Source organism: Streptomyces sp. NPDC085866, from assembly GCF_044541035.1.
GTDB lineage: Bacteria > Actinomycetota > Actinomycetes > Streptomycetales > Streptomycetaceae > Streptomyces.
In genome coordinates this window covers 266,320-289,061 of sequence record NZ_JBITSQ010000001.1, presented here as the reverse complement: position 1 = coordinate 289,061, position 22,742 = coordinate 266,320, and the positions used below count along the sequence as shown (strand labels likewise).

Here is a 22,742-nt window from a genome sequence, read left to right as displayed (position 1 = left end):
CTACTGGTGAGCCGGGACCGGTTCGGGCACGAGTTCGGGGGACCGTCCCGCGAGGCGCTCGCGCCAGGCGGTGAGGACGGCCTCGTCGGTGGGCCTGGTCGCCAGGGAGACGGCGACGTAGGCGGCGAGGGAGGCGAGCAGGCCGTAGTAGACGGGCTCGTTGGCGAGGATGCCGTAGCCCGCCATCAGGCCGATCACGGCGAGGCCGCCGACGATCACGGAGGCCAGCGCCCCCTGCACGGTGCCGCGCTTCCACAGCAGGCCGCCGAGGATCGGGACGAGCAGGCCGCCGACCAGGAGGTTGTAGGCGACCGTCAGGGCCTCGACGACGTTGTTGAGCGCGATCGCGGTGCCGATCACCGCGACGCCCATGATCAGGATGAAGGCGCGGTTGCCCTTGACCTCGTCGTGCGCGTCGTCGTCGCGGCGCACCGCGCCGCGCAGCCGGGACCAGATGTCGTTGTTGGCGACCGTGGCGCAGGCGATCAGGGCACCGGAGGACGTGGACATCACGGCGGCGAGGGCGGCGGCCAGCACCAGGCCACGTACACCGACGGGCAGCTCGTCCTTGACGATGGTCGCGAAGGCGTCGTCGGGGCTGCCGAGCTTGGGGTAGAGGACCTTGGCGGCCGTACCGATGACGGCTCCGGCGAGGGCGTAGGCCAGACAGTAGGTTCCGGCCACCGTGCCGCCCCACTTCGCCGTCCTGTCGCTGCGGGCGGTGAACACGCGCTGCCAGATGTCCTGGCCGATCAGCATGCCGAAGGTGTAGATCAGCACGTACGTGAAGATCGTCTCGCCGCCGATGCCCAGCGGGTCGAAGTACGACGTGGGCAGCTTGGCCTTCATCTCGGAGAAGCCGCCGGCCTTGACCACCGCGATGGGCAGGAGCAGGAGCAGCACACCGATGGTCTTGACGACGAACTGCACCATGTCGGTCAGCGTGATGGACCACATGCCGCCGAGCGTGGAGTACGCGACGACGATCGAGCCGCCGAGAATGATCGCGACCGTGCGGTTCATGTCGAAGAGCACGTCGAAGATCGTGGCGTAGGCGATGGTCGAGGTGACGGCGAGCATCAGCGTGTACGCCCACATGACCACACCGGAGATGACGCCCGCGCGGCCGCCGTAGCGCAGGTCCAGCATCTCGGAGACGGTGTAGACCTTCAGGCGGGCGATGCGGGCGGAGAAGAAGACCGACAGGGCCAGCAGGCCGAGGCCGATGGTGAAGACCATCCAGGCGCCGGAGAGGCCGTACTGGTAGCCGAGGCCGACGCCGCCGATGGTGGAGGCGCCGCCGAGGACGATCGCGGCCATGGTGCCGGAGTACATGGCGGGGCCGAGGCGGCGCCCGGCCACCAGGAACTCGCTCTTGGACTTGGCGCGGCGCATGCCCCACCAGCCCATGGCCAGCATGCCGGCCAAGTAGAGGACGATCACTGTGTAGTCAACGGCCATGTGAGGCCCTCCTTCGCGCACTGTCGGTGGCGTGTCGTGCAGATACATGGGGGGTGGAGGTGCAGGCAGCGGATCGCGGGGACATCCGCCCGTACCCGCGGCTGCCGTGCTGACTTGACACTAGGTGGCCGGAAAGCGACTGCGAAGTGTACGTTTCATCCATACGAACGGGGCGGGATGGAGGAAGTGCACACCATGCCGGAGACGATCACCCCAGCCGTCCCACCGACCCCACCGGTACCGCTCTCGGCCCTGCTGGCCCGCGAGGATCTCGCGCTGCGCCAGATCGCGGGGCCCGCCGATCCGGACATCGTGATCCACTGGGCGCACACCTCGGAGATGGCCGACCCCTACCCGTACCTGCTCGGCGGCGAGCTGCTGCTCACGGCCGGGGTGCACGTCCCGGAGGCGGCGGGCTCGGACGGGGGTCCCCCCTGCTCGGGCGAAGTCGAGAGCTTGAGGGGTTACTTCGACGACTACGTGTCCCGGATCGTGGCCGCGGGCGGAGCCGCCCTCGGCTTCGGCCTGGCGCCCGTGCACGACACGGTCCCGCGTGCGCTGGTCGCCGCCTGCGACGCGTACGACCTCCCGCTCCTGGAGGTCCCTCCGCAGACGACCTTCTCGGGTGTGGCCCGCGCGGTCTGGCAGCTGATGGCACAGGCCCGCCTGGCCGAGCTGCGCCGGGTCACGGAGGCCCAGCAGAGCCTCGCGGCCGCCGCCTCCCGCACCGACCCGGTCCCCTCGGTCCTGCGCCAACTGGCCGGCCGCCTGAGCGGTCACGCGATCCTCTACGGCCCCGACGGCACCGAGATCGCGGCAGCGGGCCGGGAGCCGGCACAGGGAGCCCGCGCGGCACTGGCGGCACTGGCCGGGGTCGTACGCCCGCCGAGGGCCCGCGAGCCGGTGCAGCCCCCTGGCGCGGCCACGGGTTCGGCGGGCACCGGCACCGATGGCCCGGCCGCCGAAGGCACGACCGGCCCGGCGGGCGGCGGCGCCGACAGGCCGGCCGGCCGCCGTCCGCGTGGCGGGGCGGAGGCCGACGCACCCATGGGCTCCCGCCCATCGGCGAGCCGGCGCCCCGTCGACCGCACCACCCCCTCGCCCTCCGCCACCGACCCGGCAACGGCCCGACCGGCCACGGCCACCACCACCCGCCCGATCCCCACCTCCGCCACCGACACCCACGGCGACACCCACCTCGCCGCCTACGCGCTCGGCGCCGGGGAAGGGTTCGTGCTCGGTGTGGCCACCTCGCGCCGGGAGCCCGGGGACCACACCATCGCCTCCGTCGCCTCCGTGCTGCTCTCCCTGCTCACCGGCGAGCACCACAGCGGTGCCGGTGCCGCCCGGTCCTCCGCGCTCGTACGGCTGTTGCTCGGCTCGGCGCCGGAGGAGGTGGCGCCGCTCGTGGGAGAAGGGCGGTGGGTCGTCGTGCATGCCCGGCCGGAGGCCCAGGCGCCCGATGCCGTGGCCGCCTCCGCGCTCGGGGCCGCGCTCGGCTCGCCGCTGGTCGACCTCGCCCCGGACGTCGTACGGGTGTTGGTGCCCGCCGAGCGCGAGCCGGTCCCGCAGCCGGGCTGGACCCTCGGGGCCAGCGCGGCCGTCGGCCCGCGGGAGTGGCCGGCCGCCGACACCCAGGCGGCCCACGCGCTGGCCCGAGCCCGCGCCACCCGCAGCCCGCTGGTCCGGCACGGCGCCCGGCCCGGCCTGGAGGACCTGGTGCCCCGGGCGGACGCCGAGGCCCACGCCAAGGCCCTGCTCGCCCCGCTCGCCGGACAGCCCGCGCTCTCCGAGACCCTGCGCTCCTGGCTGTCCCTGCACGGCAGTTGGGACCGTACGGCGGTGGCGCTGGACGTGCACCGCAACACCGTGCGACAGCGGATCACCCGGTGCGCGGCCCTGCTCGAGGTCGATCTGGACGACCCGGACGTACGGATGGAGCTGTGGTTCGCGCTGCGCCAGGCGTGAGTGAGCCACGTCCCAGGCTGCGATATGACGAGGACGCGCCAGGTCCGCTGCCCCCACAATGGGAGGCATGCCGATATCCGGGACACCCAGCCGCGCCCAGCTCGTCGACCACCTGGTGAGGACCCGTATCGCGGGGGACGTCGCCACACCCCGCGAGAACAACCTCTCCCACTACCGCAAGCTGGCCAACGGCGACCGCCACTACTGGTTCGGTCTGGAGCTGGGCGACCGCTGGTCGGACGAGCAGGACGTGCTCGCGGTCATGGCCGAACGGGTGGGCGTCAACGACGAGCCCGAATACCGGTACGGGCAGGACACCATCGACCCCGAGCTGACCCTGGACGCCCTGGAGCGCCTCGCGCTCCGGCTGCGCAAGGCGGCCGACGGGCAGCAGCGGGTGCTGTTCGCGACCGGCCACCCGGGCGGCCTGCTGGACGTGCACCGGGCCACGGCCGCAGCGCTGCGTGCCGCCGGATGCGAGATCGCGGTGATCCCGGACGGGCTGCAGACGGAGGAGGGGTACGTCATGCAGTTCGCGGACGTGGCCGTCCTGGAGCACGGCGCGACACTGTGGCACACGCACTCCGGTGAACCGATGCGGGCCGTCCTGACCGGACTCGAGCGCGAGGGGCGTCCGCTGCCGGACCTGGTGGTCGCCGACCACGGCTGGGCCGGGTACGCCGGACAGCACGGCGTCGACTCCGTGGGGTACGCCGACTGCAACGACCCCGCACTGTTCCTCGCCGAGTCCGAGGGCACCGTCCAGGTGGCGGTGCCGCTCGACGACCATGTGGTGAGCCCGCGCCACTACGACCCGATGACGGCGTATCTGCTGGCGGAGGCGGGCCTGGCCTAAGGCGCCCGCAGGCGCCCCGCGCATGATGTGCGGCCCTGTCGGCAGGACCGCACATCACCCTCAGTTCGTCGGGTCAGTAACCTCCGTGGCCTCCTCCACCGTGGTCGCCACCGTTGCCACCGTGGTCACCACCACCGTGGTCGCCACCGTTGCCACCGTGGTCGCCGTTGTCGCCATAGCCGCCGTGGTCGCCATTGTCGCCGTGGTCGCCATTGTCGCCATAGCCGCCGTGGTCGCCGTTGTCGCCGTAGCCGCCGTGGTCGCCGCCATAGCCGCCATGGTCTCCGTTGTCGCAGCCGTCGTCGTTCCACCAGCCGTGGTCGTCGCAGTTGCTGCTGTAGGAGCCGTGGTCGTCGTGGGACGAGCCCGCGAAGGCGGTGCCCGCCGTGCCGATGGCGGCTCCGCCGGCCAGCAGCACCCCGGCTGCGGACATCGCGACAAGACGCCTCGTGCGCTGTGATCGCATGAGATATACCTTCCATCTCCATCGTCTCTCGCGGCTCCCGGAGAGGGGGCGCGAGGTGATGGCCGACGCCGCGACCAGGGGGGAAGATGCGGCGCGGTCTTCAGATGCCACCGCAGTGTGTTGAGCGGCACGGTGCATGCCAACGATGTCGACACCTGCGGCCACCCGTACGTGGTCGCGCCATCGGGCTCCGCGGCTGAGGTCCGTCGGGTATGGGGCCTCGTCAACCGGGCATACCGTGCGCTGCGGCTTTCACTCGAAAAGCCTAGTACCCCATGCGTCACTCGTCACTTCGAGCGACCATGGCCTGTCCGGGCCGCGGAGCGGACCCTGGCCGCACCCGCCCCGCGGCCTGGAACGCGGCCCCTGTCCGGGTCGTCAACTCGGTTACGCACCGCATGTGTTCGCCCGTTCAACAGCTGCGCGAGTCACCGTGGGACGCGGACCACGCCCTCCTGGATGACAGAGATGGCGAGCTGCCCGGCCTGAGTGTAGATGCGGGCCTGGCCGAGGCCCCGGCCGCCGTGAGCGGACGGCGATTCCTGGTCGTACAGAAGCCATTCGTCGGCGCGGAAGGGCCGGTGGAACCACATCGCGTGGTCCAGGGACGCCCCGACGACGTCCCCGACGGCCCAGCCGCCGCGCCCGTGTGCGAGCAGCACCGCGTCGAGGAGGGTCATGTCGGAGACGTAGGTGGCGAGGACGACATGGAGCAGGGGGTCGTCGTCGAGCTTGCCGTTGGCCCGGAACCACACCTGACTGTGCGGCTCGCGCGGTACGCCGAACTTCCCGTACGGCGGCTCGTCCACGTAGCGCAGGTCGATCGCCTCGCGGGCCTCGATGAACTTCTCCACGACCGCCGGGTCCAGGTGGTCGTAGCCGCGCAGCCGCTCATGGGAGGTGGGCAGGGACTCCGGGTCCGGGGCGGGCGGCATGGGGGCCTGGTGGTCGAGGCCCTCCTCGTGCGTCTGGAAGGACGCCGAGAGGTGGAAGATCGGCTTGCCGTGCTGGACGGCTACCACGCGGCGGGTCGTGAACGACCGGCCGTCGCGGATGCGGTCGACGCTGTAGACGATCGGCGCGCCGGGGTCTCCCGGGCGCAGGAAATACGCATGCAGGGAGTGGGCGAGCCGGTCCGCGGGGACCGTCCGCCCGGCGGCGACCAGCGCCTGCGCCGCGACCTGCCCGCCGAAGACGCGCGGGACGACGGCGGAGCGGGACTGGCCGCGGAAGATGTCCTCCTCGAGCTGCTCCAGGTCGAGCAGCTCGAGGAGGTTCTGGAGTGCCTGGCTCATGGCGTTAGTTGTACCGGCCAGTGATTGCGGTGACCTTACAGACCCATGTCCTTGGCGATGATCGTCTTCATGATCTCGCTGGTGCCGCCGTAGATGCGGTTGACGCGGTTGTCCGCGTACAGGCGGGCGATCGGGTACTCGTTCATGAAGCCGTAGCCGCCGTGCAGCTGGAGGCAGCGGTCGATCACGCGGTGGGCGACCTCGGTGCAGAAGAGCTTCGCGGAGGCGGCCTCGGCAGGGGTCAGCTCACCGGCGTCCAGGGCCTCCGTGGCGCGGTCGGCGACGGCCTCGGCGGCGTCCACCTCGGCCTGACAGGCGGCCAGCTCGAACTTGGTGTTCTGGAAGGCGGCGACGGGCTGGCCGAAGACGACGCGGTCCTGGACGTACTGCTTGGCGAACCGGACGGCGGCCTTGGCCTGCGCGTAGGCACCGAAGGCGATGCCCCAGCGCTCGGAGGCGAGGTTGTGGCCGAGGTAGTAGAAGCCCTTGTTCTCCTCGCCGAGGAGGTCCTCGACGGGGATCTTGACGTCGACGAACGCCAGCTCGGCGGTGTCGGAGGTCTTCAGGCCCAGCTTGTCGAGCTTGCGGCCGACCGAGTAGCCCTCGGCCTTGGTGTCCACGACGAAGAGGGAGATGCCGTGGCGGCGGTCCTCGGCGGTGGGCGCGGCGGTGCGGGCGCAGACGATCATGCGGTCGGCGTGCACGCCACCGGTGATGAAGGTCTTGGCGCCGTTGAGGACGTAGTGGGTGCCGTCCTCGGAGAGCTTGGCGGTGGTCTTCATGCCCGCAAGGTCGGAGCCGGTGCCCGGCTCGGTCATCGCGATCGCCCACATCTCCTCGCCGGAGACGAACTTGGGCAGGTAGCGCTTCTTCTGCTCGTCGGTGGCGAGCAGCTTGATGTAGGGCAGGCCGAGCAGCACGTGCACGCCGGAGCCGCCGAAGGAGATACCCGCGCGGGCGGTCTCCTCGTAGATGACGGCCTCGAACTTGTACGAGTCGATGCCCGCGCCGCCGTACTCCTCGTCGACCCGGATACCGAAGACGCCCAGCTCGGCGAGCTTGTAGTAGAACTCGCGCGGGGCCTGGCCGGCGGCGAACCACTCGTCGTAGACGGGCACGACCTCGGCCTCGATGAAGGCGCGGATGGTCTCCCGGAACGCCTCGTGATCCTCGTTGAACACCGTACGGCGCACGCCGCCACCTCCACGTACTTCGGCATGTCTAAGCGCTTGCTCAGATATAACCGTACCGGCGAGTAGGCGGAGTGGTCCAGGGTTGAACGGGGGTAACGCTCGTCACGCTCGCCTGCGGGCGGCCGGGCGGGCGGGTCGAACCCGGCTCAGTCGCTTCCCGCCGCCGCGAACGCGCCCCGCGCCATCCGGTGCAGCAGCTCCGCGGTGGCCCCGCGGCCGGGCAGGGTGCCGGCGCGGCCGAGGTGGGGGGTCGAGTTCAGCAGGCCGAAGACCGAGTGGACCGCCGAGCGGGCCGTGGGCTCGGTCAGGGCGGGGTAGACCTCGCGGACCACCTCGACCCACAGCTCCACGTACTGCCGCTGCAGCTGCCGCACCAGCTTGCGGTCGCTGTCGCGCAGGCGGTCCAGCTCACGGTCGTGCAGGGTGATCAGCGGACGGTCGTCGAGGGCGAAGTCGATGTGGCCCTCGATCAGCGAGTCCAGGACGGCGCCGGGGCCGGTGCGGCCGTCGGACTCCGCCAGGCGCCGCTTCGCCCCGGTCAGCAGCTGGCCGCTGATGCCGACCAGCAGCTCCGCGAGCATCGCGTCCTTGCCCGGGAAGTGCCGGTACAGACCGGGGCCGCTGATACCGACCGCGGCGCCTATCTCGTCGACGCCGACGCCGTGGAAGCCGCGCTCGGCGAAGAGCCGGGCCGCCTCCTTGAGGATCTGCTCGCGACGGGTGGGCGCGTCGGTTCTGGTGACCATGCAAGCAATTCTAGACAGCGAGGTTAGCGGTCGTTAACCTGGAGGAAATGGTTAACGCTCATTAACAGTACGACCACTGGGTGAGGGGACCGCAGGATGCAGGAGGCACCGGAGCTGACGAGCGCGGCAGATCCCGCGTCGGAGGCCTGGCGGGCCAATGAACAAGGCCATCTCGCACTCGTCGACGAACTGCGCGCCAAGCTGGGCGCCGCGGCCCTCGGCGGCGGCGAGAAGGCCCGCGCCCGGCACACCGCGCGCGGCAAGCTGCTGCCGAGGGACCGGGTGGACACACTGCTCGACCCCGGGTCGCCCTTCCTGGAGCTGGCCCCCCTGGCGGCCGACGGGATGTACGACGGGCAGGCACCGGCCGCCGGCGTGATCGCCGGGATCGGGCGGGTCAGCGGGCGCGAGTGCGTGATCGTCGCCAACGACGCCACCGTCAAGGGCGGCACGTACTACCCGATGACGGTGAAGAAGCATCTGCGGGCGCAGGAGGTCGCCCTGGAGAACCGGCTTCCCTGCCTCTACCTGGTCGACTCCGGGGGTGCCTTCCTGCCCATGCAGGACGAGGTCTTCCCCGACCGGGAGCACTTCGGGCGGATCTTCTACAACCAGGCGCGGATGTCCGGCGCCGGGATCCCGCAGATCGCGGCGGTCCTCGGGTCGTGCACGGCCGGCGGCGCGTACGTCCCGGCCATGAGCGACGAGGCCGTGATCGTCCGCAACCAGGGCACGATCTTCCTGGGCGGCCCTCCCCTGGTGAAGGCGGCCACGGGCGAGGTCGTCACCGCGGAGGAGCTGGGTGGCGGCGAGGTCCACTCCCGGATCTCCGGCGTCACCGACCACCTCGCCGAGGACGACGCGCACGCCCTGCGCATCGTGCGCAACATCGTCGCCACCCTGCCCGCCCGGCAGTCCCTCCCCTGGGAGGTCACGCCGGTCGCTGAGCCCAAGGCGGACCCGTACGGGCTCTACGGCGCGGTCCCGGTGGACTCCCGCACCCCCTACGACGTGCGCGAGATCATCGCGCGCGTGGTGGACGGCTCCCGCTTCGCGGAGTTCAAGGCCGAGTTCGGGCAGACGCTGGTCACCGGCTTCGCCCGGATCCACGGCCACCCGGTCGGGATCGTCGCCAACAACGGCATCCTCTTCTCCGAGTCCGCCCAGAAGGGCGCGCACTTCATCGAGCTGTGCGACCAGCGCGGCATCCCGCTGGTGTTCCTGCAGAACATCTCCGGCTTCATGGTCGGCAGGGACTACGAGGCGGGTGGCATCGCCAAGCACGGCGCCAAGATGGTGACCGCCGTGGCGTGCACCAGGGTCCCCAAGCTGACCGTCGTGGTCGGCGGCTCGTACGGCGCGGGCAACTACTCGATGTGCGGCCGGGCCTACTCCCCGCGCTTCCTGTGGATGTGGCCCAACGCCAAGATCTCCGTGATGGGCGGCGAGCAGGCCGCCTCCGTCCTCGCCACCGTCAAGCGCGACCAGCTGGAGGCGCGCGGCGAGGACTGGCCGGCCGAGGACGAAGAGGCCTTCAAGGCGCCGATCCGCCGGCAGTACGAGCACCAGGGCAACGCCTACTACGCCACCGCCCGCCTCTGGGACGACGGCGTGATCGACCCGCTGGAGACCCGTCAGGTGCTGGGACTCGCCCTGACGGCCTGTGCCAACGCGCCCCTGGGTGACCCCCAGTTCGGCGTCTTCCGGATGTGAGGAGGGGAACCGTGTTCGACACAGTGCTGGTGGCCAACCGGGGCGAGATCGCCGTACGCGTCATCCGTACGCTCCGCTCGCTGGGCGTGCGCTCGGTGGCGGTCTTCTCCGACGCCGACGCGGACGCGCGGCACGTACGGGAGGCCGACACGGCGGTACGGATCGGTCCGGCCCCCGCGGCCGAGAGCTATCTGTCGGTGGAGCGGCTGCTGGAGGCCGCCGCCCGCACCGGCGCCCAGGCCGTCCACCCCGGGTACGGGTTCCTCGCCGAGAACGCGGGCTTCGCGCGGGCGTGCGAGGAGGCGGGGCTGGTCTTCATCGGCCCGCCCGCGGACGCGATCGCCCTGATGGGCGACAAGATCCGGGCCAAGGAGACGGTGAAGGCGGCCGGGGTGCCGGTCGTGCCGGGTTCCAGCGGCAGCGGGCTCTCCGACGCCCAGCTGGCCGACGCGGCCCGGGAGATCGGGACCCCCGTGCTGCTCAAGCCCTCGGCGGGCGGCGGCGGCAAGGGCATGCGCCTGGTGCGGGACGTGACCGGGCTGGAGGAGGAGATCGCGGCCGCCCGCCGCGAGGCCCGCGCCTCCTTCGGGGACGACACGCTCCTGGTGGAGCGGTGGGTCGACCGCCCCCGGCACATCGAGATCCAGGTGCTGGCGGACGGCCACGGGAACGTGGTCCACCTCGGCGAGCGCGAGTGCTCGCTGCAGCGCCGGCACCAGAAGATCATCGAGGAGGCGCCGAGCGTGCTCCTCGACGAGGAGACCCGGGCCGCGATGGGCGAGGCGGCCGTGCAGGCGGCGCGCTCGTGCGGGTACCGGGGCGCGGGCACGGTGGAGTTCATCGTCCCGGGCGGCGACCCGTCCTCGTACTACTTCATGGAGATGAACACCCGCCTCCAGGTGGAGCACCCGGTCACGGAACTGATCACGGGGCTCGACCTGGTCGAGTGGCAGCTGCGGGTGGCGGCCGGGGAGCGGCTGGGCTTCGCGCAGGAGGACGTCCGGCTGACCGGGCACGCGGTCGAGGCCCGGATCTGCGCCGAGGACCCCGCGCGCGGGTTCCTCCCGTCCGGCGGCACGGTGCTGCTGCTGAACGAGCCGCAGGGCGACGGCCTGCGCACCGACTCCGGGCTCAGCGAGGGCACCGAGGTGGGCAGCCTGTACGACCCGATGCTGTCCAAGGTCATCGCGTACGGCCCCGACCGGGAGACGGCGCTGCGCAAGCTCAGGGCCGCCCTCGCCGAGACCGTCACGCTGGGCGTGCAGACCAACGCGGGCTTCCTGCGGCGGCTGCTGGCCCATCCGGCCGTGGTGTCGGGCGAGCTGGACACCGGTCTGGTCGAGCGGGTGGTGGACGAGCTGGTCACCACGGATGTGCCGGAGGAGGTGTACGAGGCGGCGGCGGCCGTACGGCTGGAGGAGCTGCGGCCTCGCTCCGAAGGCTGGACCGACCCCTTCTCGGTGCCGACCGGCTGGCGCCTCGGCGGCACCCCGAAGCGGCCCGCCTTCGACCTGCGCGTGACCGACCCGGTCACGTACGCCCCGCGAGGCGCGCACGCCGTCACCGAGGGCCGGGTGGCCGTCACCCTCGACGGCGTCCGGCACTCCTTCCACCGGGCCGGTGACTGGATCGGCCGGGACGGCGACGCCTGGCAGGTGCGCGACCACGACCCGGTGGCCGCCTCCCTCTCCGGGGCCGCGCATGCGGGCGCCGACTCGCTGACCGCGCCCATGCCCGGCACGGTGACCGTGGTGAAGGTCGCCGTCGGCGACGAAGTGGCCGCGGGCCAGAGCCTGTTGGTGGTCGAGGCGATGAAGATGGAGCACGTCGTCTCCGCCCCGCACGCCGGCACGGTCGCCGAGCTGGACGTGACCCCGGGAGCGACGGTCGCCATGGACCAGGTGCTCGCCGTGATCGCACCACACGACGAGGAAGGCGCGGTGGCGGAATGAGCGCCGACGGACTGCCCATGGTCGTACCGGCCCAGGACCTGCCCCAGCGGGTGCGGATCCACGAGGTCGGCGCGCGGGACGGGCTGCAGAACGAGAAGATGACCGTGCCGACGGAGATCAAGGCGGAGTTCATCCGCCGGCTCGCCGACGCGGGTCTGACCACCATCGAGGCGACGAGCTTCGTGCACCCCAAGTGGGTGCCCCAACTCGCCGACGCCGAGCAGCTGTACCCGCTGGTCGGCGACCTCGGTGCCGAACTCCCCGTGCTGGTGCCCAACCAGCGCGGCCTGGACCGGGCGCTGGCGCTCGGCGCCCGCCGGATCGCGGTGTTCGCCAGTGCCACGGAGTCCTTCGCGAAGGCCAACCTCAACCGGACCGTGGACGAGTCGCTGGCCGTCTTCGACCCGGTGGTGCGGCAGGCGAAGGACGCCGGCGTGCATGTGCGCGGCTATGTGTCCATGTGCTTCGGCGACCCCTGGGAGGGTGCGGTCCCGCTCCACCAGGTGGCCCGCGTCTGCAAGGCGCTGATGGACATGGGCTGCGACGAGCTGAGCCTCGGGGACACCATCGGGGTCGCGACCCCGGGCCACGTCCTCGAACTCCTCTCCCTGCTCAACGAGGAGGGCGTGCCGACCAACGTCATCGGCGTGCACTTCCACGACACCTACGGCCAGGCACTGGCCAATACCTACGCGGCACTGGAACACGGGGTCACGACGATCGACGCCTCCGCCGGGGGTCTCGGCGGCTGCCCCTACGCCAAGTCCGCGACCGGCAACCTCGCCACCGAAGACCTCGTGTGGATGCTGCAGGGCCTCGGCATCGACACCGGAGTCGACCTCGGCCGCCTCGTCGCCACCAGCGTCTGGATGGCCGCCCACCTGGGCCGACCCAGCCCGTCCCGCACCGTCCGAGCCCTGTCCCACAAGGAGCAGTGATCACTGTGGACCACCGCCTCTCCCCCGAGCTCGAGGAACTCCGCCGTACGGTGGAGGAGTTCGCACACGATGTCGTGGCGCCGAAGATCGGCGACTTCTACGAGCGGCACGAGTTCCCGTACGAGATCGTCCGCGAGATGGGCCGCATGGGCCTGTTCGGGCTGCCGTTCCCGGAGGAGTACGGCGGCATGGGCGGCGACTACCTGGCCCTCGGCATCGCCCTGGAGGAACTGGCCCGGGTCGACTCGTCCGTGGCCATCACCCTGGAGGCCGGTGTCTCGCTGGGCGCCATGCCGCTGCACCTGTTCGGCACCGAGGAGCAGAAGCGCGAGTGGCTCCCCCGTCTGTGCGCGGGCGAGATCCTGGGCGCTTTCGGCCTGACGGAGCCGGACGGCGGCTCGGACGCCGGGGCCACCCGCACCACGGCCCGCCTGGACCCGGACACGAACGAATGGGTCATCAACGGCACGAAGTGCTTCATCACCAACTCGGGCACGGACATCACGGGGTTGGTGACGGTCACGGCGGTCACCGGCCGCAAGCCGGACGGCAAGCCGCAGATCTCGGCGATCATCGTCCCGTCGGGCACCCCCGGCTTCACGGTCGCCGCCCCCTACTCGAAGGTCGGCTGGAACGCCTCCGACACCCGCGAACTGTCCTTCCAGGACGTCCGGGTGCCCGCCGCCAACCTGCTCGGTGAGGAGGGCCGGGGCTACGCCCAGTTCCTGCGCATCCTCGACGAGGGCCGGATCGCCATCGCGGCCCTGGCGACGGGTCTGGCCCAGGGCTGTGTCGACGAGTCGGTCAAGTACGCCAAGGAGCGCCACGCGTTCGGCCGGCCCATCGGTGCCAACCAGGCCATCCAGTTCAAGATCGCGGACATGGAGATGAAGGCCCACACGGCCCGCCTCGCCTGGCGCGACGCGGCCAGCCGCCTGGTGGCGGGCGACCCCTTCAAGAAGGAGGCGGCCCTGGCCAAGCTGTACTCCTCCACGGTCGCCGTGGACAACGCCCGCGAGGCCACCCAGATCCACGGCGGCTACGGCTTCATGAACGAGTATCCGGTGGCCCGTATGTGGCGCGACTCCAAGATCCTGGAGATCGGCGAGGGCACCAGCGAGGTCCAGCGGATGCTGATCGCACGGGAGTTGGGGCTGGTGGGCTGAGACAGCTCCGGGCGGCCGACAGGCCGCGCACAGGTCCGGGCGCGAGGCGCCCCACCCACTGGACAGGTACTGAGGTTAGGCTAACCTATCTTCGAACCTGTCCGGCGGGCGCCTCGCCCCGTTCGAAAGCAGTCGCACCCATGTCCCATGCCCGTGCCACCCACTTCACTCGCCGCGGACTGCTCGTCGCGGGCGGCGCCCTCGGACTCGGCGCGGCACTCGCCGCCTGCGGGGACGACAAGGGGAAGGACGCGGACTCCGGGAAGGCGGCCAGGAGCGGCAAGTCCGGCCCCTGGAGCTTCAAGGACGACCGCGGCACGACCGTGAAGCTGGACAAGGTCCCCGCGAACATCGTCGCGTTCACCGGCGTCGGCGCCGCCCTGTACGACTACGGCATCCGGGTCAAGGGCGTCTTCGGCCCGACGAAGACCACCGCCGGCAAGGCCGATGTCCAGGCCGGCGACATGGACGTCAGCAAGCTGACGGTCCTCGGCAACACCTGGGGCCAGTTCAACATCGAGAAGTACGCGGCCCTCGCGCCCGACGTGCTCATCACGACGATGTTCGACGACGCCGGCACCCTCTGGTACGTCCCGGACGAGTCCAAGAAGAAGATCGCCCAACTGGCGCCGAGCGTCGGCATCTCCGTCTACGACCGCCGGCTCACCCAGCCGCTGCAGCGCATGTGGGAGCTGGCCGAGTCGCTCGGCGCCGATATGAAGGCCGCCGCCGTCATCGACGCGAAGAAGCGGTTCGAGGCCGCCGCCGCCCGGCTGCGCGCCGCGGCCAAGGCCAAGCCCGGCATCAAGGTGATGGCCGGTTCCGCGAGCGACCAGCTCTTCTACGTCTCCGGCACCGACCTCTCCGTCGACCTGGAGTACTTCAAGGCCCTCGGCGTGAACTTCGTCGAGCCCCCGGCGAGCGCCAAGAAGCAGGGCGGCGGCTGGTACGAGTCGCTGAGCTGGGAGAACGTCGACAAGTACCAGGCCGACATCATCATGATGGACGACCGCTCCTCGGCGATCCAGCCGGCCGACATCACCAAGCCCACCTGGAAGAAGCTGCCTGCGGTGAAGGCGGGTCAGGTCATCGCACGCTCGCCCGAGCCGATCCTGTCGTACGACAAGTGCGTACCGCTGCTGACGAGCCTGGCGGAGGCCCTGGAAAAGGCCGAGAAGGTCAGCTAGACGCTTCACCGAGAGGGGGCGGGTTGCATCGTGGGCGACTGCGGGCCGTATGTGGCTGGTCGCCCAGTTCCCCGCGCCCCTGGGTAGGTCGGACGCCCCCACACCCGAAAACTGACGTCGACTCAGGAGCCCCCATGACTACGGCCGTAGCCGCCCCGTTCCGGTTCTTCTCCCTTCAGGTTGTGCGGACGAGGCGGCTCGGGCCGTCTCTGGTCCGGGTCACCTTCGCCGGTGCCGATCTGCACGCCTTCCACTCCGGCGGGCGTGACCAGTCCCTGTCGCTCTTCCTGCCGCATCCGGGGCAGGCCGAACCCGTGGTACCGCTGGAGTTGGGGGACGGATGGTGGCAGGGATGGCGTGAACTGCCCGACGACGTAAGGGCGGTGATGCGCTCGTACACGCTGCGGGCGCTGCGCCGGGACCCCGACGAGATCGACATCGACTTCGTCCTGCACGCGCCCGCCGGGCCCGCCTCCCACTGGGCCTCGCGGGCCGCCGCCGGTGACCGGGTGCTGCTGCTCGGGCCGGCGATCGCGGACAACCGGGCGATCCGGTTCCGGCCGCCGGCCGACTCCGATCTCGTCGTCCTCTGGGGCGACGAGAGCGCCGTGCCCGCCGCCACCGCCATCCTCGAGTCCCTGCCGGCAGGCACCCGCGCCCGCGCCTGGCTGGAGGTGCCGCATGCCGGCGACATCCAGGACGTGGCGACCGAGGCGGACGCGGAGATCACGTGGCTCGTACGGCACGCCGACTCCCCCATGGCCGTCGACGCCGTACGAGCCGCTCGACTCCCCTCCGCCGAACGGCCGTACGCATGGATCGCCGGCGAGTCCGGGCGGGTGAAGGAGCTGCGCCGGCACTTCGTCGGTGAGCGCGGGTTCGACCGGCGGCACGTCACCTTCGTCGGCTACTGGCGCCAGGGCATGACGGAGGAACAGCTCCGCACCGCCGAGTAACTCCCTTTGAAGGGTCGGCAGTCACGGCACAGGCACGCCTCGATCCGTGAAACTTAGGTTAGGCTAACCTAAGTTCATCTTCCCCGCACGGACAGTCCCCTCGGAGGACCCCCACATGCGCTCGCACCTGCTCAATGGCCTCACCGCGGAGCACTACCGACGCTCCGTGACCGAAGGAGTCGAGCGGGTGGCGGCCAAACTCGCCACCACCGACCGTCCGTTCACCGGCGTCACCGTGGACGCCCTCGCCCCCCGCATCGACGCGATCGACCTCGACCGGCCACTGGGCGAGTCCGCCGCGGTCCTGGACGAGCTGGAGGACCTCTACCTCCGGGACGCGGTCTACTTCCACCACCCCCGCTACCTCGCCCACCTCAACTGCCCGGTCGTCATCCCGGCGGTGCTCGGCGAGGCCGTGCTCTCCGCCGTCAACTCCTCCCTCGACACCTGGGACCAGTCCGCCGGCGGCACCCTCATCGAGCGGAAGCTGATCGACTGGACGGCCGGGCGCATCGGCCTCGGCCCGGCCGCCGACGGCGTGTTCACCTCCGGCGGCTCCCAGTCCAACCTCCAGGCGCTGCTGCTGGCCCGGGAGGAGGCGAAGAGCAACTCCCTCGCCCAACTGCGCATCTTCGCCTCCGAGGTCAGCCACTTCAGCGTGCAGAAGTCGGCGAAACTGCTCGGGCTGAGCCCGGAATCCGTGGTCTCCGTCGCCGTCGACCACGACAAGCGCATGCAGACCCTCGCCCTCGCCCACGAGCTGGAGCGCTGCAGGAAGGACGGCCTCGTCCCCATGGCCGTCGTCGCCACCGCCGGCACCACCGACTTCGGCTCCATCGACCCGCTGCCGGAGATCGCGGAGCTGTGCGCCCAGTTCGGGGCCTGGATGCACGTGGACGCGGCCTACGGCTGCGGTCTGCTCGCCTCGCTCCGGCACCGGGACCGCATCGACGGCATCGAGCGCGCCGACTCGGTCACCGTCGACTACCACAAGTCCTTCTTCCAGCCGGTGAGTTCCTCCGCCGTGCTGGTCCGGGACGCGGCCACCCTGCGCCACGCCACCTACCACGCGGAGTACCTGAACCCGCGCCGCATGGTGCAGGAGCGCATCCCCAACCAGGTCGACAAGTCCCTGCAGACCACCCGCCGCTTCGACGCCCTCAAGCTGTGGATGACGCTGCGGGTGATGGGCGCCGACGGCATCGGCGAGCTGTTCGACCAGGTGTGCGAGCTGGCCCAGGAGGGCTGGAGGCTGCTCGCCGCCGACCCCCGTTACGACGTCGTCGTGGAGCCCTCGCTCTCCACCCTCGTCTTCCGCTACATCCCGGCGGCCGTCACCGACCCGGCCGAGATCGACCGCGCCAACCTGTACGCCCGCAAGGCCCTGTTCGCCTCCGGCGACGCCGTGGTCGCGGGCACCAAGGTCGGCGGCCGCCACTACCTGAAGTTCACCCTGCTCAACCCCGAGACGACGACGGCCGACATCGCCGCCGTCCTCGACCTGATCGCCGGCCACGCCGAGCAGTACCTGGGAGAGTCCCTTGACCGCGCGTCCTGAAGCACCGATCAAGACCTACGACCTCGTGGGGATCGGGCTCGGCCCCTTCAACCTCGGCCTCGCCTGCCTCACCGACCCCATCGCCGAACTGGACGGAGTCTTCCTGGACTCCAAGCCCGACTTCGAATGGCACGCGGGCATGTTCCTGGACGGTGCCCATCTGCAGACCCCGTTCATGTCCGACCTGGTCACACTGGCCGACCCGACCTCGCCGTACTCCTTCCTCAACTACCTGAAGGAGAAGGGCAGGCTGTACCCGTTCTACATCCGCGAGAACTTCTATCCCCTGCGCGTCGAGTACGACGACTACTGCCGCTGGGCGGCGAACCGACTCGGCAACGTCCGCTTCGGCACCACGGTCACCGAGGTCACGTACGAGGACGAGCGGTACGTCGTCCGCACCCAGGGCGGCGAAACGTTTCACGCCCGGCATCTGGTGCTCGGCACGGGAACCGTCCCCTTCGTTCCGCAGCCGTGCCGCGGCCTGGGCGGCGACCTCATCCACACCTCCCAGTACATGCACCGCAAGGCGGAGCTCCAGGCCAAGAAGTCCATCACCGTCGTCGGCAGCGGCCAGAGCGCGGCGGAGATCTACTACGAGCTGCTCTCCGAGATCGACGTCCACGGTTACGACCTCAACTGGGTCACCCGCTCCCCGCGCTTCTACCCCCTCGAATACACCAAGCTGACGCTGGAGATGACCTCCCCGGACTACATCGACTACTTCCGCGCGCTGCCCGAGGAGACCCGCTACCGGCTGGAGAAGCAGCAGAAGGGCCTGTTCAAGGGCATCAACTCGGACCTGATCGACTCGATCTTCGACCTGCTCTACCGGAAGAACGTCGAAAGCGGCGACCGCCCGGTCCCCACCCGGCTGCTCACCAACTCGTCGCTGGCCAATGCCCGTTACGAGGACGGAACGTACACCCTCGGCTTCCACCAGGACGAGCAGGACAAGGACTTCGAGATCCGCACCGAGGGGCTGGTGCTGGCCACGGGCTACCACTACGAGCCCCCGGCCTTCCTCGCCCCGCTGCGCGACCGGCTCCGCTTCGACGGCCACGGCCGCTTCGACGTCGCCCGCAACTACGCGATCGACGTGACGGGCCGCGGCGTCTTCCTCCAGAACGCCGGCGTCCACACCCACAGCGTCACCAGCCCCGACCTGGGCATGGGCGCGTACCGGAACTCGTACATCATCCGTGAGCTGCTCGGCGCGGAGTACTACCCGGTCGAGAAGACCATCGCCTTCCAGGAGTTCGCCGTATGACCTTCACGTTCCGCCCCCTCGACCCTCTGAAGGACGCCGAGCTGCTGCACTCCTGGGTCACCCACCCCAAGGCCGCATTCTGGATGATGCAGGACGCGAAACTGGAGGACGTCGAGCGCACCTACATGGAGATCGCCGCCGACGAGCACCACCACGCCCTGCTCGGTCTGCGGGACGGTGTGCCCGCCTTCCTGATGGAGGTGTACGACCCCGCCCACCGCGAGCTGGTCGGCCTGTACGAGCCGCGGCCCGGCGATGTCGGCATGCATTTCCTCACGCCCGCGACCGACACGCCCGTGCGCGGGTTCACGCGGTCCGTCATCACCGCCGTCATGGCCCACCTCTTCGAGGACCCCGCGGTGGAGCGGGTCGTCGTCGAGCCCGACGTGCGCAACAAGGCCGTGCACGCCCTGAACGAGGCCGTCGGGTTCGTGCCCGAGCGGGAGATACGGAAGCCGGAGAAGAAGGCGTTGCTGAGCTTCTGCACACGGGAGCAGTTCGCGAAGGCGGTGGCCGCATGAGCCTGCCCGACGCCGTGGCCCATCTGTCCCCGGAGCGCTGGGACACCGCCAACCGCCTCCTCGTGCGCAAGGCGCTCGCCGAGTTCGCGCATGAGCGGCTGATCACGCCGGAGCGGGAGGGCGACCGGTACGTCGTCCGCAGCGACGACGGGCTCACCGCCTACCGGTTCGCGGCCACCCGGCGCGGCCTCGACCACTGGGCGGTCGATGCCGACTCGATCACCCGTCGGCGCGCCGGCGCCGAACTCCCGCTGGCAGCACTGGACTTCTTCGTCGAGCTGCGGCAGGCACTGGGCCTGAGCGACGAGGTCCTGCCCGTCTACCTGGAGGAGATCTCCTCCACCCTCTCCGGGACCTGCTACAAGCTGACCAAACCGAAGGTCACCTCCGCCGAGCTGGCGCGGAGCGGCTTCCAGGCGATCGAGACCGGGATGACCGAGGGTCACCCCTGCTTCGTCGCCAACAATGGGCGGCTCGGCTTCGGCATCCACGAGTACCTGTCGTACGCCCCGGAGACCGCGAGCCCCGTCCGGCTGGTGTGGCTGGCCGCGCACCGCTCGCGGGCGGCCTTCACGGCGGGTGTCGGGATCGAGTACGAGGACTTCGTCCGGCAGGAGCTGGGGGCGGCCACCGTCGAGCGGTTCCACGGGACGCTCACGGAGCAGGGCCTCGACCCCGCCGACTACCTGCTCATGCCCGTTCACCCCTGGCAGTGGTGGAACAAGCTCAGCGTCACCTTCGCCGCCGAAGTGGCCCGCCGGTACCTGGTGTGCCTGGGCGAGGGAGACGACGAGTACCTGGCCCAGCAGTCCATACGGACCTTCTTCAACACCTCCGACCCGCACAAGCACTATGTGAAGACGGCCCTGTCCGTCCTCAACATGGGCTTCATGCGAGGGCTTTCGGCCGCCTACATGGAGGCGACACCGGCGATCAACGACTGGCTCGCCCAGCTCGTCGAGAACGACGGCGTGCTGAAGTCGACCGGCCTCACGATCATCCGGGAGCGGGCGGCCGTCGGCTACCGGCATCTGGAGTACGAGCAGGCCACCGACCGCTACTCGCCCTACCGCAAGATGCTGGCCGCGCTGTGGCGGGAGAGCCCGGTTCCGTCGCTGCGGGAGGGCGAGTCCCTCGCGACCATGGCGTCCCTGCTGCACGTGGACCACGAGGGCGCCTCCTTCGCGGGCGCGCTGATCGAACGGTCGGGCCTGGCGCCCGCCGAGTGGCTGCGGCAGTACCTGCGGGCCTACTTCACCCCGCTGCTGCACAGCTTCTACGCCTACGACCTGGCCTTCATGCCGCACGGCGAGAACGTGATCCTCGTGCTGCGGGACGGGGTCGTCGAGCGGGCGGTCTACAAGGACATCGCCGAGGAGATCGCCGTCATGGACCCGGACGCGATCCTGCCGCCGGAGGTACGGCGGATCCGTGTCGAGGTGCCCGAGGACAAGAAGCTGCTGTCGATCTTCACCGATGTCTTCGACTGCTTCTTCCGGTTCCTCGCGGCGAACCTCGCCGCCGAGGGGATCCTGGCGGAGGTCGGCTTCTGGCGCACGGTCGCGGAGGTCACCCGCGAGTACCAGGAGTCGGCGCCGGAACTCGCCGACAGGTTCGCGCAGTACGACATGTTCGCGCCGGAGTTCGCGCTGTCCTGCCTGAACCGGCTCCAGCTGCGCGACAACCGGCAGATGGTGGACCTCGCCGATCCGTCGGGCGCGCTCCAGCTGGTGGGGAACCTGCGGAACCCGATCGCCGGGTTCTGACGGCTCATGGGCCGACGGGCACCCCGGAGCGCGGTCCTGCGGGATGCCAGTCGGCCTGTTCCCAGGGCTTGGCTCGGGCCTGTGCTCAGCTCGCCGGCCAGGGCACCTGGGGCGACCTGTAGTACGTGATCCCGAGGGCGGTCCAGCGCGGGCCCTGGGCCGCGAGGCGCACCCGGTAGCGGGCCCAGTCATGGGTGGCCGCCGGGGACCAGCCCAGCTCGGCCGCTCCCGCGAGGCGCGGGAAGGCCATGTACTCGATGTCGGCGGACTTGGTGAGCGTCTCGGACCACAGCGGCGCCTCGACGCCCTTGACGGCCGAGGCGGGTGCCCCGGGAAGGTAGGCGCCCGGGTTCCAGTCGTAGGAGCGCTTCACCTCCACGTAGCCCGCCCACTCCGTGCCCAGCCTGGTGTTCCTGGTGTACTTCATGTCGAGGTAGAGCCGGTCGGCCGGGGACAGGATCAGCCCGGTGCCGTTCTGGGCCGCCTTGGCCACCTGGGCCTTCTCGGCCGCGCTGGTGCCGTCCACGCCCCAGTACTGGGCGAGGGCGCCCTGGGCGGGGGTGGCGCCGGTCAGCTGGTGCCAGCCGATGACCGTCTTGCCGTACTTGGCGACGATCGGCTGCACGCGGTTCATGAACTTCACGTAGTCGGCATGGCTGGTGGAGTGCGCCTCGTCGCCGCCGATGTGCAGGTAGCGGCCGGGGGTGAGCGCGGCGAGCTCACGGATGACGTCGTCCGCGAAGGTGTACGTCACCTCCTCGGGCACGCACAGCGAGCTGAAGCCGACGTCTGTGCCGGTGTACAACGGGGGTGCGGTGCCGTTGCAGTTGAGCTGCGCGTAGGAGGCGAGGGCCGCGTTGGTGTGGCCGGGCATGTCGATCTCGGGGACGACCTCCAGGTAGCGGGAGCCGGCGTAGCGGACGATCTCCTGGTAGTCGGCCTTGGTGAAGTAGCCGCCGTGGCCGCCGCCGACCTGGGTGGAGCCGCCGTAGGTGGCCAGGCGCGGCCAGGAGTCGATGGCGATGCGCCAGCCCTGGTCGTCACTGAGGTGCAGATGCAGCGTGTTGATCTTGTAGAGGGCCATCTGGTCGATGTAGCGCTTGACCTGGGCGACCGTGAAGAAGTGCCGGGAGACGTCCAGCATGGCGCCGCGGTAGCCGTAGCGCGGGCGGTCCTCGATGGTGCCGCCGGCGATCCGCCAGGGGCCGGACTGGACGGTCTTCTTCTCGATCGAGGCCGGGAGCAGCTGGCGCAGGGTCTGGACCCCGTGGAAGAGGCCGGCCGGGGTGCGCGCGGTGAGGGAGACGCCCCGGGGTCCGCTGCTGAGGCGGTAGCCCTCGGCGCCGAACGGCCCGTCGGCCAGGTGGAGTCGGATACCGCCGGCACCCTGTTCGGTGAGCGGCAGCGGATAGCCGGTGGACGGGCGCAGGATGCCGGCGAGGTAGGCGCCGATCCGGCGGACCTCGGCCGAGTCGTCGACGCGGAGCCGGGTGGCGCGGGTGATGCGGTACGGGGATCCGGCGGGCCTGACCGAGGCGGGCGCGGGGACCACCCGGTCCAGCGGGGTCGCCGCGGCGGCGCTCGGGACGGGTGCCGCGCCGACGGTGAACCCGCCTGCCGCCGCCAGAAGCAGCAGGGATCCGAGGATCCGGGTGAGTCGGGGAGTCGTGCTGTGGTTCGGTCTCACATGCGCTCCCTTCACGAGTGGTAAAGACCACTCTCCCGCAGAT

Annotated in this window: 18 protein-coding genes; 12 read left to right on the top strand and 6 right to left on the bottom strand. The window is 70.7% G+C overall.

The window, feature by feature from the left end; all coding sequences use genetic code 11:
• Entirely contained in the window at nucleotides 1-1,461 is a 1,461-nt protein-coding gene (locus ACIF83_RS01335) for a sodium:solute symporter (protein ID WP_399722679.1), read from the bottom strand.
• A gap of 195 nt (nucleotides 1,462-1,656) precedes the next feature.
• On the opposite strand from ACIF83_RS01335, the gene ACIF83_RS01330 reads away from it, so the two are divergent.
• Nucleotides 1,657-3,429: a helix-turn-helix domain-containing protein gene (locus ACIF83_RS01330; RefSeq protein ID WP_399722677.1), complete on the top strand. Its 1,773-nt coding sequence runs from the start codon at nucleotides 1,657-1,659 to the stop codon at nucleotides 3,427-3,429.
• A gap of 67 nt (nucleotides 3,430-3,496) precedes the next feature.
• Nucleotides 3,497-4,285 (top strand): phosphatase, encoded by a 789-nt coding sequence (locus ACIF83_RS01325; protein WP_399722675.1) that lies wholly within the window; start codon nucleotides 3,497-3,499, stop codon nucleotides 4,283-4,285.
• Nucleotides 4,286-4,358: 73 nt separating this feature from the next.
• On the opposite strand, the gene ACIF83_RS01320 is transcribed toward ACIF83_RS01325, so the two are convergent.
• From ACIF83_RS01320 to ACIF83_RS01305, 4 genes are all read right to left on the bottom strand, one after another.
• Nucleotides 4,359-4,751 (bottom strand): hypothetical protein, encoded by a 393-nt coding sequence (locus tag ACIF83_RS01320; protein WP_399722673.1) that lies wholly within the window; start codon nucleotides 4,749-4,751, stop codon nucleotides 4,359-4,361.
• 428 nt (nucleotides 4,752-5,179) lie between these two features.
• Nucleotides 5,180-6,046 carry an acyl-CoA thioesterase II gene (gene tesB / locus ACIF83_RS01315; RefSeq protein ID WP_399722671.1) on the bottom strand — a complete coding sequence of 289 codons (867 nt, stop codon included), beginning with the start codon at nucleotides 6,044-6,046 and terminating at the stop codon, nucleotides 5,180-5,182.
• A 35-nt stretch (nucleotides 6,047-6,081) separates the two neighbouring features.
• Entirely contained in the window at nucleotides 6,082-7,239 is a 1,158-nt protein-coding gene (locus tag ACIF83_RS01310; RefSeq protein ID WP_393464293.1) for an acyl-CoA dehydrogenase family protein, read from the bottom strand.
• 146 nt (nucleotides 7,240-7,385) lie between these two features.
• On the bottom strand, nucleotides 7,386-7,985 hold the full coding sequence (locus ACIF83_RS01305; protein WP_393464290.1) for a TetR/AcrR family transcriptional regulator: 600 nt from the start codon (nucleotides 7,983-7,985) through the stop codon (nucleotides 7,386-7,388).
• A gap of 96 nt (nucleotides 7,986-8,081) precedes the next feature.
• Between ACIF83_RS01305 and ACIF83_RS01300 the strand changes: the two genes are divergently transcribed.
• The 10 genes from ACIF83_RS01300 to ACIF83_RS01255 all read left to right on the top strand — a co-directional run bounded on the left by ACIF83_RS01300 (nucleotide 8,082) and on the right by ACIF83_RS01255 (nucleotide 21,012).
• Nucleotides 8,082-9,698 carry a carboxyl transferase domain-containing protein gene (locus ACIF83_RS01300; RefSeq protein WP_393464288.1) on the top strand — a complete coding sequence of 539 codons (1,617 nt, stop codon included), beginning with the start codon at nucleotides 8,082-8,084 and terminating at the stop codon, nucleotides 9,696-9,698.
• Nucleotides 9,699-9,709: 11 nt separating this feature from the next.
• Nucleotides 9,710-11,650: an acetyl/propionyl/methylcrotonyl-CoA carboxylase subunit alpha gene (locus ACIF83_RS01295; protein WP_399722669.1), complete on the top strand. Its 1,941-nt coding sequence runs from the start codon at nucleotides 9,710-9,712 to the stop codon at nucleotides 11,648-11,650.
• The gene (locus ACIF83_RS01290) at nucleotides 11,647-12,588 is read left to right on the top strand and encodes a hydroxymethylglutaryl-CoA lyase (RefSeq protein WP_399722667.1); all 942 of its coding nucleotides are present in this window, start codon (nucleotides 11,647-11,649) and stop codon (nucleotides 12,586-12,588) included. The genes ACIF83_RS01295 and ACIF83_RS01290 overlap by 4 nt, the downstream gene beginning before the upstream one ends.
• A gap of 5 nt (nucleotides 12,589-12,593) precedes the next feature.
• Nucleotides 12,594-13,754, top strand: a complete 1,161-nt coding sequence (locus ACIF83_RS01285; RefSeq protein ID WP_393466893.1) for an acyl-CoA dehydrogenase family protein — start codon at nucleotides 12,594-12,596, stop codon at nucleotides 13,752-13,754.
• Between the two features lie 140 nt (nucleotides 13,755-13,894).
• On the top strand, nucleotides 13,895-14,941 hold the full coding sequence (locus ACIF83_RS01280; protein WP_399722665.1) for an ABC transporter substrate-binding protein: 1,047 nt from the start codon (nucleotides 13,895-13,897) through the stop codon (nucleotides 14,939-14,941).
• A 134-nt stretch (nucleotides 14,942-15,075) separates the two neighbouring features.
• Entirely contained in the window at nucleotides 15,076-15,897 is an 822-nt protein-coding gene (locus ACIF83_RS01275) for a siderophore-interacting protein (RefSeq protein ID WP_399722663.1), read from the top strand.
• Between the two features lie 115 nt (nucleotides 15,898-16,012).
• Nucleotides 16,013-17,455 (top strand): lysine decarboxylase DesA, encoded by a 1,443-nt coding sequence (gene desA, locus ACIF83_RS01270; protein WP_393464273.1) that lies wholly within the window; start codon nucleotides 16,013-16,015, stop codon nucleotides 17,453-17,455.
• The gene (locus tag ACIF83_RS01265; RefSeq protein ID WP_399722661.1) at nucleotides 17,439-18,725 is read left to right on the top strand and encodes a lysine N(6)-hydroxylase/L-ornithine N(5)-oxygenase family protein; all 1,287 of its coding nucleotides are present in this window, start codon (nucleotides 17,439-17,441) and stop codon (nucleotides 18,723-18,725) included. Before desA ends, ACIF83_RS01265 begins: the two co-directional genes overlap by 17 nt.
• Nucleotides 18,722-19,246 (top strand): GNAT family N-acetyltransferase, encoded by a 525-nt coding sequence (locus tag ACIF83_RS01260; protein WP_399722659.1) that lies wholly within the window; start codon nucleotides 18,722-18,724, stop codon nucleotides 19,244-19,246. The genes ACIF83_RS01265 and ACIF83_RS01260 overlap by 4 nt, the downstream gene beginning before the upstream one ends.
• Complete coding sequence (locus tag ACIF83_RS01255; protein ID WP_399722657.1) at nucleotides 19,243-21,012, top strand: IucA/IucC family protein; 1,770 nt, start codon at nucleotides 19,243-19,245, stop codon at nucleotides 21,010-21,012. The genes ACIF83_RS01260 and ACIF83_RS01255 overlap by 4 nt, the downstream gene beginning before the upstream one ends.
• A gap of 85 nt (nucleotides 21,013-21,097) precedes the next feature.
• Here ACIF83_RS01255 and ACIF83_RS01250 read toward each other — a convergent pair whose 3' ends face one another.
• Nucleotides 21,098-22,699: a beta-N-acetylhexosaminidase gene (locus ACIF83_RS01250; RefSeq protein WP_399722655.1), complete on the bottom strand. Its 1,602-nt coding sequence runs from the start codon at nucleotides 22,697-22,699 to the stop codon at nucleotides 21,098-21,100.
• Nucleotides 22,700-22,742: the final 43 nt, after the last annotated feature.

Bases quoted from the DNA above. Each gene is read 5' to 3' on its own strand.
- ACIF83_RS01335 (WP_399722679.1), bottom strand. From the start codon at position 1,461: ATGGCCGTTGACTACACAGTGATCGTCCTCTACTTGGCCGGCATGCTG.
- ACIF83_RS01330 (WP_399722677.1), top strand. From the start codon at position 1,657: ATGCCGGAGACGATCACCCCAGCCGTCCCACCGACCCCACCGGTACCG.
- ACIF83_RS01325 (WP_399722675.1), top strand. From the start codon at position 3,497: ATGCCGATATCCGGGACACCCAGCCGCGCCCAGCTCGTCGACCACCTG.
- ACIF83_RS01320 (WP_399722673.1), bottom strand. From the start codon at position 4,751: ATGCGATCACAGCGCACGAGGCGTCTTGTCGCGATGTCCGCAGCCGGG.
- tesB (WP_399722671.1), bottom strand. From the start codon at position 6,046: ATGAGCCAGGCACTCCAGAACCTCCTCGAGCTGCTCGACCTGGAGCAG.
- ACIF83_RS01305 (WP_393464290.1), bottom strand. From the start codon at position 7,985: ATGGTCACCAGAACCGACGCGCCCACCCGTCGCGAGCAGATCCTCAAG.
- ACIF83_RS01300 (WP_393464288.1), top strand. From the start codon at position 8,082: ATGCAGGAGGCACCGGAGCTGACGAGCGCGGCAGATCCCGCGTCGGAG.
- ACIF83_RS01290 (WP_399722667.1), top strand. From the start codon at position 11,647: ATGAGCGCCGACGGACTGCCCATGGTCGTACCGGCCCAGGACCTGCCC.
- ACIF83_RS01280 (WP_399722665.1), top strand. From the start codon at position 13,895: ATGTCCCATGCCCGTGCCACCCACTTCACTCGCCGCGGACTGCTCGTC.
- ACIF83_RS01275 (WP_399722663.1), top strand. From the start codon at position 15,076: ATGACTACGGCCGTAGCCGCCCCGTTCCGGTTCTTCTCCCTTCAGGTT.
- desA (WP_393464273.1), top strand. From the start codon at position 16,013: ATGCGCTCGCACCTGCTCAATGGCCTCACCGCGGAGCACTACCGACGC.
- ACIF83_RS01260 (WP_399722659.1), top strand. From the start codon at position 18,722: ATGACCTTCACGTTCCGCCCCCTCGACCCTCTGAAGGACGCCGAGCTG.
- ACIF83_RS01255 (WP_399722657.1), top strand. From the start codon at position 19,243: ATGAGCCTGCCCGACGCCGTGGCCCATCTGTCCCCGGAGCGCTGGGAC.